Here is a 14012-nt window from a genome sequence, read left to right on the forward strand (position 1 = left end):
AATGGCGGCGCTGTTACCAAGCTAGCAAATGAGCGGCGGTCGGGCTTGATCCTGCGTAAAAGTATGGCTATTTAATCAGCGCCAATACTTCGCGGAAACGCGGGTGCTTGCAGTCGCGCAGCCATTCGAAGGCCAGCATCTCCACCGTCACCAGATGGGCACCGAGCTTGCCCAGGCGGGCCAGCGCCGCGTCGCGGCTGGCTCCCTGGCGCGAACCGACGGCGTCGATGGCGATGATGACCTCGTATTCCAGCTCCAGCAGGCCGATGGCCGTTTGCAGCATGCACACATGGGCTTCGCACCCCGTGACGACGATCTGTTTGCGCCCGGCGGGCAGCATCTGCTGCAAGCCATCAAAACAGGCGCCGAAATGCGTCTTGTGCAAGGTCCGTTCGCACAGCGCGGCGATCTCTTCCACGTTCGGCCCCAGTCCCTGGCGGTTCTGTTCCGTGCCCAGCACGGGCACGTCGAGCAGGCGGGCGATCTTTGCCAGGCGCAGGTTTTGCGCCAGCACGAGGCCCGCATCGTGGATGGCCGGCATCAAGCGGCCTTGCAGGTCGACAATGACCAGTACGGCCTGGTTCGCATCCATCAGCATGGCGTTCTCCTTATTAGTATGTGGCGACAGTGTAGCGCGCGGCAGCGTGCTCAAGCTGGCCAGCTGGGCGTGGCCGTTTCGCCCATCAGGTAGGCGTGGTTCAAATCGATGGCGCTGCGCAGGTAGTTCCACAGGGCGCTGACCCTGGCGATATTGCGCCGTTCGCTCGGCGAGATCATCCAGAAGGCGCGCAGCAGGTCGATCTCGCCGTCGAGCACGGGCACCAGTTCGTTCGACTGCTGGGCCACGAAGCAGGGCAGGATCGCCAGCGCCTGGCCCGCGCGCGCCGCGTGGTACTGGGCGATGACGCTGGTGCTGCGAAACGCGCGCAGGGAATCGGGCGCCACGTTGTCCATGTAGCGCAGTTCCGAACTGAAGACCAGGTCGTCCACGTAGCCGATGATCGGGTGCTGCGCCAGTTGCGCCACGCTGGTGATCGGTGCGTGGCGTGCCAGGTAGGCTGGCGTGGCGTACAGTTTCAACCGGTAGTCCGATAATTTGGTCACCACATACGGGCCGGACAGGGGGCGCTCGATGGAAATGGCCACGTCCGCCTCGCGCTTGGACAGGCTGACGAAACGGGGCACGGCGATCAGGTCCACGCTGATGTGCGGGTATCTGCCGCAAAACTGCGCCAGGTGGGGCGCCAGCACGATGGCGCCGAAGCCCTCGGTGGCGCCCAGGCGCACCTGGCCCGACAGCAGCCGGTTGTGTTCGCCCAATTCCTCGGTGGCGGCAAACACCGTGCTTTCCATCGTTTCCGCGTATTCCATCAGGCGGTGGCCCTCGGGCGTCAGCTGGTAGCCCACGTAGTTGCGGTCGAACAGCTGCGTGCCCACCTGCTCCTCGAACTTGCGCATGCGGCGCGACACGGTGGAATGATCGATGCCCAGCTTTTTCGCCGCATCGACAAGGCCGGCGCTGCGCGTCAGTTCCAGGAAGACCCGTACATTGTCCCAATCGAGCATGGCAAACCCTCTCTGTGCATTTTTGCAAAGGAATTATGCATTAATTTCACTTGAGCGCATATTTTTACACATGCAGAATGCATCTACACATATAAGAAAAACCCATCCACCTGGAGACACGCATGAAAAAAACCGTTCTGGCCACGGGCGCGCTGGCGCTTACCCTGTCCTTTGGCGCGCACGCGCAGATTTCCGATGGCGTCGTCAAGGTCGGCATCCTGACCGACATGTCCGGCCCGTATTCGGCCATGGGCGGGCGCGGCTCCGTCGTCGCCAGCCAGATGGCCGTCGAGGATTGTTTGAAGGCCGAATGCAAGGGCATGAAGATCGAGATCCTGTCGGCCGACCACTTGAACAAGGCCGACATCGCCGCCTCGAAGGCGCGCGAATGGATAGACCGCGACAAGGTCGACGCCATCGCCGACCTGACCAATTCCTCGGTGGCCCTGTCCGTGCAAAAGCTGATGAAAGAAAAGGGCGGCATCGCCATGTTCAGCGGCCCCGCCACAGGACGCCTGACGAATGAAGACTGCTCGCCGAACGGCTTCCACTGGATGTTCGACACGTATTCGCAGGCGGCCGGCACGGCGGCGGCGCTGACCAAGCTGGGGCAAAAATCGTGGTACTTCGTCACCGTCGACTACGCGTTCGGCCACTCGCTGGAAAAGGATGCCAGCGACGTCGTCAAGCGCAATGGCGGCACAGTCGTGGGCGCCGTGCGCCATCCGCTGAACGCGTCCGATTTCTCATCCTTCCTGGTGCAGGCGCAAGGCTCGAAAGCGCAGGTGATCGGTCTGGCCAATGGCGGCGCGGACACGGTGTCTGCCATCAAGCAGGCGCGCGAATTCCGTATCGGCAGCGGCAAGGAGCAGCGCCTGGCCGCCTTGCTCGTGTTCCTGTCCGACGTGCACGCGCTGGGGCTCGATACGGCCCAGGGCCTCGTCTACGCGGACGGTTTTTACTGGGATTACGACGACCGCAGCCGCGCGTTTGCCAAGCGCTTCGAAGCGCTCAACAAGGGCGCCAAGCCGACGATGGTGCAGGCGGGCGTGTATTCGAGCGTTTACCACTACCTGAAATCGGTGGCGGCGGCCAAGAGCGACGACTCGAAGATCGTAGCCCAGAAGATGCGCGAGCTGCCGATCAAGGATGCCGTCATGAACAACGCCTCGATCCGCCCCGACGGCCGCGTCATCCACGACATGTACCTGGTGCAGGTCAAAACCCCGGCCGAATCGAAAGGCGCGTGGGACTACCTGAAAGTGCTGTCGACCATTCCCGCCGACCAGGCGTTCAAGCCAATGGATGCGGCGGCGTGCAATTTGGTTAAAAAGTAATTTTAGTCTATCGACGGAGCAGCATAAGGCCGGGGTCAGTTCCTTCGGAATCGGAATTTCCCCTATTGGGGGAAATTCCCCCGTCGGGTCTGACCCCAGATTTCCGCTGCTGTGACGCGACTTTCGCATATCGAATTAACGGAGCCTAAACAAAATGAACCAAGCCCTTACCCAAATTCCTACTGTCCCTCTACACATCGCCGGCAAGCACCACGTCTCATCCAGCACCGAATGGCGCGACGTCATCAACCCGGCCACGCAGGAAATCGTCGCCAAGGTGCCGTTTTCCACGCCGGACGAAGTCAACCTGGCCGTCGCCACTGCCAAGGAAGCGTTCAAGACCTGGCGCAATACGCCGCTGGCGGCGCGCATGCGCATCATGCTCAAGTACCAGCACCTGATCCGCGAAAACATCGGTACTTTGGCCGAACTAATCACGCGCGAGCACGGCAAGACCTTGCCCGACGCGGAAGGGGAGGTGATGCGCGGCCTGGAAGTGGTGGAGCACGCGTGCTCGATTGCCACCTTGCAGCTGGGCGAGATCGCGGAAAACGCGGCCACGGGCGTCGACGTGTACAACATCTACCAGCCGCTGGGCGTGGGCGCCGGCATCACGGCCTTCAATTTCCCCGTCATGCTGCCATGCTTCATGTTCCCGATCGCCATCGCCTGCGGCAATACCTTTGTATTGAAACCGTCGGAGCAGGATCCGTCCTCGTCGATGTATCTGGTTGAACTGATGTACCAGGCGGGCTTGCCGGCCGGCGTGCTGAATGTCGTGCATGGCGGCGCCGACGTCGTCAACATGCTGTGCGACCATCCCGACATCAAGGCCGTCTCCTTCATCGGTTCCACCCATGTGGGCACGCATGTGTACCGCCGCGCCAGCGAATCGGGCAAGCGCGCGCAGTCGATGATGGGCGCGAAAAACCATTGCGTGGTGCTGGCCGACGCCAACAAGGAACAGGCGATCAATAACCTGATCGGCGCCGCATTCGGCGCGGCCGGCCAGCGCTGCATGGCCAATTCCGTCGTGGTGCTGGTGGGCGAAGCCCGCTCCTGGCTGCCGGAAATCGTCGCCCGCTCGCAAGCGCTGAAAGTGGGGCCGGGCAGCGACCGCACGGCCGACCTGGGTCCGATGGTGTCGAAAGCGGCCATGCAGCGGGCGGAAAAACTGATACAGGCGGGCGTGGACGAAGGCGCGCAACTGCTGCTCGATGGCCGCGGTCACAAGGTGGCCGGCTACGAAGGCGGCAACTTCATGGGGCCGACGATTTTCTCGAAGGTCGCCGCATCGAACTCCGTCTACACGCAGGAAATCTTCGGCCCCGCCATGTGCGTGGTCGAAACGGATACCCTGGACCAGGCCATCGCCTTCATCAACGCCAACCCGAATGGCAACGGCACGTCGATCTTCACCTCGTCCGGCTGGGCGGGGCGCAAGTTCCAGAACGAGATCGACGTGGGGCAGGTGGGCATCAACGTGGCCATTCCCGTGCCCGTCGCCTACTTCAGTTTCACGGGCTCGCGCGCATCGAAACTGGGCGACCTGGGCCCGAACGGCAAGCAAGCCTTGTACTTCTGGACGCAGACCAAGACCGTCACGGCGCGCTGGTTCGCCCCGGACGATGGCGGCAGCGGCGTCAATACCACCATCTCGATGAAATAAGGGGATGCCATGGGCACCAATATCGTTTTCATCGGCCTGGGGAACATGGGGCTGCCCATGGCGCAAAACCTCGTGCGGGCCGGCCATGCGGTGACGGGCTTTGACCTGGTGCCGGCCAGCGTGCGGCAGTTCGCCGATGGCGGCGGCCTGGTCTCCGATGACCAGGCGGCGGCGATCCAGGCCGCCGATATCGTCATCACCATGCTGCCGGCCAGCCGGCATGTTCTCGGCGCGTACCTTGGCGACGCGGGCATCCTGGCGCAGGCGCGGCCAGGTACCTTGCTGATCGACTGTTCGACGATTTCCACCGAGGCGGCACGCCAGGTGGGCCGCGCGGCGCAGGAGAAGGGCTTGCCCATGCTGGACGCGCCTGTTTCCGGCGGCACGGCGGGCGCCACCAACGGCGCCTTGACCTTCATGGTGGGCGGCGAAGAGTCCGCATTGGCTGCGGCGCGGCCCTACCTGGACGTCATGGGCAAGGCCATCTTCCACGCGGGTGGCTCGGGTTGCGGCCAGACGGTCAAGATCTGCAACAACATGCTGCTGGGGATACTCATGATCGGCACCAGCGAAGCGATACGCCTGGGCGTGGCCAATGGCCTGGACCCGAAGGTGGTGTCGGACGTGATGGCGAAAAGCTCGGGTCGCAACTGGACCCTGGACGTGTACAACCCGTGTCCCGGCGTGGCCGAAAACGTGCCCGCGTCGCGCGGCTATACAGGCGGCTTTGGCGTCGACCTGATGCTGAAAGACCTGGGCCTGGCCGTGGAAAGCGCGCTGGCCAGCGGAGCGAGTGTGCCGCTGGGCGCTTTGTCGCGCAATTTATACAGTTTGCACAGCAAGGCAGGATCTGGCGCGCTGGATTTTTCCAGCATCTATCAGATACTGGGCGATAAAACTTAAGGTTGCTGCGCCTGCAGGGCGGCCAGTTCCGCCCTGGCTTTTTCCAGCTTGCCTTCCAGCTTGGCGATCTTCTTCGGCTGTTTATTCGCTTCCTGGGCCAGGCGTAGCGAACGCTCCGTCTGGTTCACCTTGGCCTGCGCCTTGACGATTTTCTTGTTGTGGCGCTCGACCAAGGTGCTGTCGCGGCAGTGGGCATTGACTTCGTCGAGCGCGCGCGTGAGCCCCGCGACCTTGTCGGACAAGCCCTGTTCCTGGGCCTGGCGCAATTCGCTGCGGATGCTTTCGCGCTTGGCGGCGCAGCCGGCCAGCTGGGTGTCGGCGGCGCTGGCGGCTCCGCTTGCGGCGATGGCAAGGAGCAAGGCCAGGGCGGTTTTCGATAGATGGTTCATAGTGTTCCTGTATCAGTGGCGGGCCCGTGCAATGTAAGCCCGCCGGGGTGCCCTGTCAAACTTCCCGTACCGTGCGCGCCTTCCTGGCGCGGCATCGGCTACCATGCGTGTTTTCTTCTTTTCGACACCGTCGCATGCCCAAGAAATTACTCTGTCTGCTTCCTTTTCTGCTGCCGCTGCCCATCCTGGCGCAAACCTCGCCCACCTTGCTCGACCTGCAACTGCTCGCCATCAAGGCCAGGGCGGATGTGGCCAGCCATAGCCCGCAAAGTATCGCCGAATTTGCCGAGACGCGGCGGCTGGCGGAAACGGGCGACGTGGAGGCACAGCTGGACCTGGCGCGCATGCTGCAGCTGGGCGTGGGCGCGCCGCAAGACACGGCGCAGTCGATGGCCTGGGTACGCAAGTCGGCCGAGGGCGGCTATGCGCCGGCGCAATCGGCTTTGGGCCTCGCCTATGCCGTGGGTGGCAAGGTGCCCATCGACCGCGTGCAGGGTGAATACTGGCTGCGCAAGGCAGTGGCGCAGGGCGACGCACTGGCGCAAACCATCCTGGCGCTGGAATTCATCAATGGCCGCAGCAGTGCTGAAGAGCAGGCGCTGGCCATCACCTGGCTGAAGGCGGCGGCGAACGAGCAGCACTTTGTGCCCGCCATGCGGCGCATGGTCGATGTGTACGTCAACGGTGAACTGGGACAACAGGCGAATGCCGAAGACGCCGCCGAATGGCGCGGTAAATTGGCAGAAAAGGAAAACAAATGAAGACCATGCTGTTCATCTTGAGCCTGGCGTTGGCGCAGCCCGTCCTGGCGCAACAGGCGTCCGCCAAAGTACCGCGCCAGCATCCGGCGCTCGTGGAATTCGATATGTCCGGCCAGGACGCCATGCGCGCAAAGGTGCAGGCCGTGATCAACCGTCCGGCCGACCTGTCGCCGGACAAGGTCGCCGCCTTCGAGAAAGCGCGTATCGCTGCGGAAGGGGGCGACACCGCCGCTCAGCTGGAACTGGCGCAGATGCTGCATGAGGGCGAGGGCACGCCGCGCGATGCCGATACCGGCCTGGCGTGGATGAAGAAATCGGCCGAAGGCGGCTATGGCCCGGCGCAGGCTTTCCTGGGCGTGGCCTATACCTTGGGGCAGGGCATGGCCATCGACCGCAAGCTGGGCGAATACTGGTCGCGCAAGGGCGCCGCGCAAGGCGTGGAACTGGCCAACTTCATGGTGGCGCAGCACTTTGAAAATATCCACAGCAGCGCGGAAGAGCAGGCGCACGCGCTGCACTGGCTCAAGTACTATGCTGAAAACGGATTCATCCCCGCCTACAATGAAATCGGCTATCGCCTGATGATGACGGCGAAGGACGACGCGCAGCGCAAGGAAGCGTTCGGCTGGTACATGAAGTCGGCCAAGGCGCTCGATCCGTCGGGCTTGAACAACGTGGCCTACTCGTACGAAGTGGGGCAGGGCGCACCGCAGAGCGACGAAGCGGCCCTGGGCTGGTACGAGATGGCGGCCATCGCCAAAAGCCCGCCGGGGCAGACGGGCTTTGCGCGGCTGCTGGAGCAGGGCCGTGGCGGCCCGACCCGGCAAGGGCCGGCGCCCAAACCGTTCGAGTTGTACCTGCTGGCGGCAAAGCAGGGCGATGCTGAAGCCATCGAACGGCTGGTCAAGGTGTACGATAAGGGCGAGCTGGGACAGGCGGCCGACCCCGCGCAGGCCGCACTGTGGCGTGAAAAGCTCAGGCTGGCCAAGACGCCTTGACCGGGCATGACGGCGCGGAAACGGCATGCTATCATCATTGTTATCGATAACAATGTCATGAGAGAACCATGAATCCCGATTTCCGCTCCAAGGCGATGCTCGAAGCGCATATCCTGCACACGATGCACTTTTATCACCCGCGCGCCATTGACCCCAGCGGCGGCTTCTATCACTTCTTCCTCGACGATGGCACGGTGTACGACGCCAGCACGCGCCACCTGGTCAGCAGCACGCGCTTCATCTTCAATTACGCCATGGCGTACCGCCGTTTCGGCGGCGACGAATACCAGGCGGCCCTGCGCCACGGCGTGGCCTTCTTGCGCGACGCGCACCGCGACCCGGCCACGGGCGGCTACGCCTGGCAACTGTCGTGGAAAGACGGCGTCAAAACGGTGGAAGACGGCGCCAACCACTGCTACGGCCTCGCTTTCGTGCTGCTGGCCTATGCCCACGCCTTGCAGGCGGGGATGCCGGAAGCGCGCGCCTACCTGGACGAAACGTTTGAGCTGATGGAGCAGCGCTTCTGGTTGCCCGAACACGGCCTGTATGCGGACGTGGCCAGCGCCGACTGGTCTACTCTGGATGGCTACCGTGGCCAGAATGCGAACATGCATGCGTGCGAAGCGATGCTGGCCGCGTTCGAAGCGACGGGCGAGGCGCGCTACCTGCACCGCGCCGAAACCTTGGCGCACAACATCACCGTGCGCCAGGCGGGTCTGGCGAACGGCATGATCTGGGAACACTACACGCCCGACTGGGCCATCGACTGGGATTACAACCTGCACGACAAGAGCAATATCTTCCGTCCGTGGGGCTACCAGCCCGGCCACTTCACGGAATGGGCCAAGCTGCTGCTGATCATGGAGCGCCACGCCAAGTTCATAGCCGGTCCTTCCGACTGGCTGCTGCCGCGCGCGCGCGAACTGTACGACACGGCCCTGGCCAAGGCCTGGGATGGCACGCATGGCGGCATCCACTACGGTTTCGGCCCGCACGATGAAATCTGCGATGGCGATAAATACTTCTGGGTGCAGGCGGAAAGCTTCGCCGCCGCCGCCGTGCTGGCCGCGCGCACGGGCGACGAGGCCTACTGGCAAAGCTATGACAAGATCTGGGACTACAGCTGGAAGCACTTTGTCGACCATGAACACGGCGCCTGGTACCGCATCCTGACGCCCGAGAACCAAAAAATCAGCAACGAGAAAAGCCCGGCCGGCAAGACCGATTACCATACCATGGGCGCCTGCTATGAAGTGCTGAACGCGATTGGCGGTGCGGCATGAACACCTCTTTTCCAACTTTTGTGTCGGCTGGCGAAGCGCTGACGGACATGCTGCGCGCGGGTCCTGACACGTGGAGCAGCCAGGTGGGCGGTTCGACCTGGAACGTGGCGCGCGTGATGGCGCGCCTGGGCGTGCCCAGCGCGTTTGCGGGCGCCGTCAGCCGCGACGTCTTCGGCGATGCGCTGGCCGCTGCCACCGACGTGGCGGGCCTGGACATGCGCTTCCTGCAGCGCCATGCGAAGTCGCCGCTGCTGGCCATCGTGCATGAACTGCATCCGCCCACGTATTACTTCATCGGCGACGACAGCGCCGACCTGCATTTCGACGCGGCGCTTTTGCCGGCCGGCTGGATGCAGGGCGCGCAATGGGTGCATTTCGGCGGCATCAGCCTGGCGCGCGAACCGCTGGCGGGCAAGCTGGTGGCCTTGGCGCAGGAACTGAAGGCGGCTGGCGTGAAAATCAGCTACGACCCGAATTTCCGCATCATGATGGATGAACGCTACGACGCCACCCTGCGCCGCATGACGGAGCTGGCCGACGTGATCAAGGTGTCCGATGAAGACCTGGCGGGCCTGTTCCGCCACGGCGACATCGATGGCGCGTTTGCCATGCTGCGCAGCTGGAATCCGCACGCCACGTATTTATATACGCGCGGCGCGCAGGGCGCGGCCCTGTACCAGGGCGAACGGACATGGCAGGCGGCGCCACCCGTCATCGAGGTAGTCGACTCGGTGGGGGCGGGCGACGCCAGCATCGGCGGCTTGTTGTACAGCCTGATGTACCGCCCGGATGCCGACGGCGGCCAGCACTTGCGCTTTGCCGTCGCGGCCGGCGCGGGTGCCTGCCTGGCGGCCGGCGCCGCGCCGCCTTCGGTGGAGCTGGTGCAGTCGCTCGAGACACGCACGGTCGTCAGTTAAGTCAGAGTTGGCCTGATCTGCATCAACAAGGTAGCCGCATTTACGCTTGGCCTACCTTGTTGTAAGCAATGCTCCTACATGGCTACCGCAGGGTGCTGCCTACAATGTCTACTTCGTGTTGACACTTGGAGACAACATCATGGCCACCCAATCACCTCAGGCAGCTTCCGTTTCCCAAACACAGGCAGGCATGCCGGACATGGACGCGATCGAGCTGCTGACGCAAGACCATCAAACCGTCAAAGAACTGTTCGAACAGTATGAGGGCCTCAGCGACCGTTCGCTCGTCAGCAAGCGCAAGCTGGCCCTGAAAATCTGTGAGGAACTGAGCAAGCATGCGATGGTGGAAGAAGAAATCTTCTATCCCGCCGTGCGCGACGCCAGCCGTTCGAACGAAGACTTGATCGATGAAGCCACCGTTGAGCACGCATCAGCCAAGGAGCTGATCGCGCAAATCGTCGCCATGGCGCCCGGCGAAGACTTGTACGATGCCAAGGTCAAGGTCCTGTCCGAGCAAATCGATCACCACGTGCTGGAAGAGGAGGGCGAGATTTTCCCCCGCGCGCGCGACGCGGAAATCGATCTGGAAGCCATGGGCAGCCAGATCGCGGCGCGCAAGGCGGAAATCGAGCTGCCCGACATGCAGGCGTGAGTGTCATGGATGCGCGTGGCTAGCGCGCGCGTCCCGTCGACGCCCGTTCCATCAAGGTGAACGCCATCAAATGATGTGTGGCCGTCGCCGTTTCCCCGGCGCGGCGCTGGCGGATTTCGTCGATGACGAGGCTGACGGCGGCGCGCGCCATGTCGGCGATGGGCTGGTGAATGGTGGTCAGCTCGGGCCAGACGGTGGTGGCGACGGGCGTGTCGTCGAAGCCGCACACGCTCAGTTCCGCCGGCACCTGCAAGCCCATGCCATGCGCCACGGCCAGGGTGGCAGCGGCCATGTCGTCGTTGCTGGCGAAGATGGCGCTCGGGTGCGGTGCTTGCGCCAGCAACTGGCGCGCCGCGTCCAGCCCCGAGCGATACGTAAAGTAGCCTTGCGCCACCCTGTGCGGCGCCACTGGCAAGCCCGCTTCCCGCATGGCGTCCTCGAAGGCCTGGCGGCGCAGCAGGGCGGGCGTGTGCGCCGGGTCGCCTTCGATGAAACCGATGTCGCGGTGGCCCAGCGCGAGCAAGTGGCGCGTCATGGCCAGCGCGCCTTCGTAGTCGTCGATGCGCACGGCCGAGACGCCGGGCGAGGGGCGCGCCGTGGCCACGGCGATGGCGGGGATGCCCATCTGGTTCAGTTGCGCCAGTACCGCGGGCGAATCGCACAGGGGCGGCGGCACGAGGATGCCGTCCACGCCGGCGGCCACCAGGCAATCGATGCCGGCGCGCTGGCTGCCCTGGTCTTCGCAGCGTTCGAGCAGCAGCTGGCCGCCGCCCTGGCGGCACTGGTCCATGGCGCCGACGAGGAATTCGCTGAGGAAGGCCGCGCTGGGGTTGCTGTACAGGAGGCCGATGCGCAGGGTGCCCGTGCGGGCAGCTCTGGCCGCCAGGTTGGGCTGGTAGCGCAGGCTGGCGATCGCCGCCTCGACCTTGTCGCGCGTGGCCGTGCTGACGCTGGCGCGCCCGTTGATCACGCGCGATACCGTCATGGCCGACACGCCGGCCACGCGCGCCACGTCGTGCACGGTGGCTCCGCTGGCGGTGTCTGGTGCGGCGTGCGCCGCCTTATTCGAGGTGACCACCGAATTTCAGCTTGCCGCTGATGCGCATGCCGTGCAATTGACCTTCTTCCAGCTCGGCGGCGCTGGTGCGCTGCGCCGTGTCGCGCCGCGCCAGTCCCACCGACAGGATATCGAGCATCATCAACTGCAGCAGGCGCACGATCATGGGCACGAAATTGAGGTTGCCTTCCGGGTGGTTCAAGGTCAGCAGCACATCGGCCAGCTTGGCCAGCGGCGAACCGCTGGCCGTGATCGCCAGCACGCGCGCGCCACAGCCCTGCGCCACCTTGACGGTGCGCAGCAGGTCGGGCAGGGCGCCCGAGCGGGAAATGACCAGCGCCACGTCGCCCGGTTTCAGCATGGCGGCGCTCATTTCCTGCGCCTGCGGGTCGGCAAAGAAGCTGCTGACGATGCCCAGGTTGAGCAGCTTGTGCTGCATGTCGTCGGCCACCACGCGGGCGCTGCCCACGGCCAGCAGTTCCACGCGCTGCGCGCCGCGCAGCAGTTCGATGGCCGCCGTCAGCGCTTTCACGTCGAGCATGTCGCGCATGGCCAGCGCGGCCGAGGCATTATTGCCCAGCACCTTGCGCGCCAGTTCCGCGTCGGAGTCCGAGATCTCCACGTGGCAGTGGGCCACCGTGATGGCGCCACCCGTCAGGCCGGAGGCCAGCTTCAATTTGAAGTCGGCCAGGCCCTGCACGCCGATCGAGCGGCAAAAACGCATCACGGTGGGCTGGCTCACGCCCACCCGCTGGGCGATTTCCGCGATCGGCAGGGTCAGCATGGCGTTCGGTTCCTTCAAGACCCAGTCGGCCACCTTGCATTCCGATGGACTCATGCGCCCGCGCGCCTGGCGCACGGATTCGAGCACGGGCGCGCCGGTATGGGCGCGCTTGAGCTTTTGCGCCAGGATGGCGGCGATGCCGAGGAATGTCGGCAGTTCGGCCGTGATCAGGAAGGTGGGGATCTGCGCCAGGTATTCGTTCAGGCGGCCCTTCTGTTCGAAGCGGGCGCGGAACTGCGACTGTTCGAACAGGGGGCCCAGGCGCGGCACGATACCCCCGCCTATATAGATGCCGCCCAGCGCGCCCAGGGTCATGGCCACGTTGCCAGCGATGGAGCCGAGGATGGCGCAAAAGCAGTCCACCGCTTCGAGGCACACGTCGCATTCATTGTTCAGGGCGCGGCTGGTGATGTCGGCTGCCAGCAGCAGCGGCGCATCGGGCTTGCCGGCGCGCTCGGACAGGGCGCGGTAGATCAGTTCCAGCCCCCGCCCGGAAGCGAGGCGTTCGGCCGAGACGTGCGACAGCTCGCGCCAGGCGAAGGACAGCACGTCCATTTCGCGCTGGTCGCACGGAGCGAAGCTGACGTGGCCCCCTTCGCTGCCCAGCGCGATCCAGCGGTCTTCCGCGGGGATCATGCCCGACACGCCCAGGCCCGTGCCCGAACCAAGCAAACCGATGACGCTGTCGGCGCGCGCCATGCCGCCGCCGATCTGCTGGCGCTGGTCGGGCCGGAGGTAGGGCAGGGCCATGGCCAGTGCCGTGAAGTCATTCACCACCAGCAGGGTGTCGAGGCCCAGTGCGGCGCGCATCGCCTCGATCGAGAAGAACCAGTGATGGTTCATCATGCGGATATTGTCGTCGTCGATGGGATTGGCGATGGCGATGGCCGCATGGCGCACGCGCGCCGAACCGGCGGCGCGCGCCTCGTCGCTGTCAATATATGCGGTGATGGCGTCGAGCAGCGAAGCGTAGTCGTCGCAGGGCAGCACGGCCACCGCTTCCAGGTGGCCCTGGCGCGTTTCCAGCACGAAGCGGGCATTGGTGCCGCCGATGTCCGCCAGCAGGCGCGGGCCTTCACTGAAACGCTCCGCCGGATCACTGCCTGCTACTTCCATTTTTTCATCAATTTTCATGGCGGTGCCTAGTCTCGTATGCGTGCACGGTCGTGGCCGCGCACTGTCGTTATGGCAAAAACCAAGGATTTTAATTCGTATACGTGCCGCGTGCCGAAAAATGCGGGGTGCTTGCGCAAATGCCCGCCCACAGTGCCGGATGCTGCGGTGTCGGCGGGAAAAAGCAGGGCAGTCAACCCGTATATCGGTACGCAAATAAAGTGTCGCAGAGTAGTCGTAGGATTACAACATAATATGTTGATATTTGTTCGTAGTATAGTTACTATGTCCCTGCTGGAAAGAATTCTGGCCAGTACATTCGGCCACGAATGACTAGATAAAAAATAACTACTGAGGAGACTTACCATGCTGCATCGCAACATGTTGAAGGCCGTGTTGAAGACACTGCCAGCTGCCATCGTCTTAGCCATCGCCAGCGGTTCCGCTGCCGCCGATCCAATGTACCCATCCGACTCCGAAGGCTTCCACGGCTACCTGCGCGCTGGCGCTGGCAGCAATACCTCGGGTGACGGCGGTTCGCAAGGCTGCTTCGGCCTCGGTGGCAACACCATGAAATATCGTC

13 protein-coding genes and 1 pseudogene are annotated in these 14012 nt (G+C 63.9%); 9 read left to right on the plus strand and 5 right to left on the minus strand.

The genetic code is table 11. From position 1 onward, the window contains the following. Positions 1-67 precede the first annotated feature (67 nt). The gene (locus tag JAB6_RS21135) at positions 68-598 is read right to left on the minus strand and encodes an isochorismatase family protein (protein WP_034757569.1); all 531 of its coding nucleotides are present in this window, start codon (positions 596-598) and stop codon (positions 68-70) included. Positions 599-648: 50 nt separating this feature from the next. After that, on the minus strand, positions 649-1566 hold the full coding sequence (locus JAB6_RS21140; RefSeq protein ID WP_034757572.1) for a LysR family transcriptional regulator: 918 nt from the start codon (positions 1564-1566) through the stop codon (positions 649-651). 122 nt (positions 1567-1688) lie between these two features. Between JAB6_RS21140 and JAB6_RS21145 the strand changes: the two genes are divergently transcribed. The 3 genes from JAB6_RS21145 to mmsB all read left to right on the plus strand — a co-directional run bounded on the left by JAB6_RS21145 (position 1689) and on the right by mmsB (position 5475). After that, positions 1689-2903, plus strand: coding sequence for an ABC transporter substrate-binding protein (locus tag JAB6_RS21145; protein ID WP_070304388.1), 1215 nt, complete (start codon positions 1689-1691; stop codon positions 2901-2903). 154 nt (positions 2904-3057) lie between these two features. Next, positions 3058-4572: a CoA-acylating methylmalonate-semialdehyde dehydrogenase gene (locus JAB6_RS21150; RefSeq protein ID WP_070304389.1), complete on the plus strand. Its 1515-nt coding sequence runs from the start codon at positions 3058-3060 to the stop codon at positions 4570-4572. 9 nt (positions 4573-4581) lie between these two features. Further along, complete coding sequence (gene mmsB, locus JAB6_RS21155; protein WP_070304390.1) at positions 4582-5475, plus strand: 3-hydroxyisobutyrate dehydrogenase; 894 nt, start codon at positions 4582-4584, stop codon at positions 5473-5475. On the opposite strand, the gene JAB6_RS21160 is transcribed toward mmsB, so the two are convergent. Beyond that, positions 5472-5864 carry a DUF1090 family protein gene (locus JAB6_RS21160; RefSeq protein WP_070304391.1) on the minus strand — a complete coding sequence of 131 codons (393 nt, stop codon included), beginning with the start codon at positions 5862-5864 and terminating at the stop codon, positions 5472-5474. The two genes, mmsB and JAB6_RS21160, sit on opposite strands and share 4 nt — an antisense overlap. 134 nt (positions 5865-5998) lie before the next feature. Between JAB6_RS21160 and JAB6_RS21165 the strand changes: the two genes are divergently transcribed. The 5 genes from JAB6_RS21165 (at position 5999) to JAB6_RS21185 (ending at position 10475) form a co-directional block, all read left to right on the plus strand. Then, positions 5999-6625, plus strand: coding sequence for a tetratricopeptide repeat protein (locus tag JAB6_RS21165; RefSeq protein ID WP_070304392.1), 627 nt, complete (start codon positions 5999-6001; stop codon positions 6623-6625). Continuing rightward, on the plus strand, positions 6622-7623 hold the full coding sequence (locus JAB6_RS21170) for a tetratricopeptide repeat protein (protein ID WP_070304393.1): 1002 nt from the start codon (positions 6622-6624) through the stop codon (positions 7621-7623). The genes JAB6_RS21165 and JAB6_RS21170 overlap by 4 nt, the downstream gene beginning before the upstream one ends. Positions 7624-7691: 68 nt before the next feature. Beyond that, positions 7692-8906, plus strand: a complete 1215-nt coding sequence (locus JAB6_RS21175) for an AGE family epimerase/isomerase (RefSeq protein ID WP_070304394.1) — start codon at positions 7692-7694, stop codon at positions 8904-8906. Next, positions 8903-9823 (plus strand): carbohydrate kinase, encoded by a 921-nt coding sequence (locus tag JAB6_RS21180; protein WP_070304395.1) that lies wholly within the window; start codon positions 8903-8905, stop codon positions 9821-9823. Before JAB6_RS21175 ends, JAB6_RS21180 begins: the two co-directional genes overlap by 4 nt. A 199-nt stretch (positions 9824-10022) precedes the next feature. Further along, the gene (locus JAB6_RS21185) at positions 10023-10475 is read left to right on the plus strand and encodes a hemerythrin domain-containing protein (RefSeq protein WP_235502044.1); all 453 of its coding nucleotides are present in this window, start codon (positions 10023-10025) and stop codon (positions 10473-10475) included. A 19-nt stretch (positions 10476-10494) separates the two neighbouring features. Here JAB6_RS21185 and JAB6_RS21190 read toward each other — a convergent pair whose 3' ends face one another. Together JAB6_RS21190 and JAB6_RS21195 are read right to left on the minus strand one after the other, a co-directional pair. After that, entirely contained in the window at positions 10495-11553 is a 1059-nt protein-coding gene (locus JAB6_RS21190; RefSeq protein WP_083292877.1) for a LacI family DNA-binding transcriptional regulator, read from the minus strand. Next, positions 11537-13450: a glucokinase gene (locus JAB6_RS21195; protein ID WP_070304396.1), complete on the minus strand. Its 1914-nt coding sequence runs from the start codon at positions 13448-13450 to the stop codon at positions 11537-11539. Before JAB6_RS21195 ends, JAB6_RS21190 begins: the two co-directional genes overlap by 17 nt. A 345-nt stretch (positions 13451-13795) precedes the next feature. Between JAB6_RS21195 and JAB6_RS21200 the strand changes: the two are divergent. Next, positions 13796-14012: pseudogene (locus JAB6_RS21200) on the plus strand (carbohydrate porin); the annotation flags it as partial.

Origin of the sequence: Janthinobacterium sp. HH104, from assembly GCF_001758715.1 — a bacterium.
Classification (GTDB): Bacteria; Pseudomonadota; Gammaproteobacteria; order Burkholderiales; family Burkholderiaceae_D; genus Janthinobacterium; species Janthinobacterium aestuarii.

Bases quoted from the DNA above. Each gene is read 5' to 3' on its own strand.
- JAB6_RS21145 (WP_070304388.1), top strand. From the start codon at position 1,689: ATGAAAAAAACCGTTCTGGCCACGGGCGCGCTGGCGCTTACCCTGTCC.
- JAB6_RS21150 (WP_070304389.1), top strand. From the start codon at position 3,058: ATGAACCAAGCCCTTACCCAAATTCCTACTGTCCCTCTACACATCGCC.
- JAB6_RS21175 (WP_070304394.1), top strand. From the start codon at position 7,692: ATGAATCCCGATTTCCGCTCCAAGGCGATGCTCGAAGCGCATATCCTG.
- JAB6_RS21195 (WP_070304396.1), bottom strand. From the start codon at position 13,450: ATGAAAATTGATGAAAAAATGGAAGTAGCAGGCAGTGATCCGGCGGAG.
- JAB6_RS21165 (WP_070304392.1), top strand. From the start codon at position 5,999: ATGCCCAAGAAATTACTCTGTCTGCTTCCTTTTCTGCTGCCGCTGCCC.
- JAB6_RS21180 (WP_070304395.1), top strand. From the start codon at position 8,903: ATGAACACCTCTTTTCCAACTTTTGTGTCGGCTGGCGAAGCGCTGACG.
- JAB6_RS21170 (WP_070304393.1), top strand. From the start codon at position 6,622: ATGAAGACCATGCTGTTCATCTTGAGCCTGGCGTTGGCGCAGCCCGTC.
- mmsB (WP_070304390.1), top strand. From the start codon at position 4,582: ATGGGCACCAATATCGTTTTCATCGGCCTGGGGAACATGGGGCTGCCC.
- JAB6_RS21185 (WP_235502044.1), top strand. From the start codon at position 10,023: ATGGACGCGATCGAGCTGCTGACGCAAGACCATCAAACCGTCAAAGAA.
- JAB6_RS21160 (WP_070304391.1), bottom strand. From the start codon at position 5,864: ATGAACCATCTATCGAAAACCGCCCTGGCCTTGCTCCTTGCCATCGCC.
- JAB6_RS21135 (WP_034757569.1), bottom strand. From the start codon at position 598: ATGCTGATGGATGCGAACCAGGCCGTACTGGTCATTGTCGACCTGCAA.
- JAB6_RS21140 (WP_034757572.1), bottom strand. From the start codon at position 1,566: ATGCTCGATTGGGACAATGTACGGGTCTTCCTGGAACTGACGCGCAGC.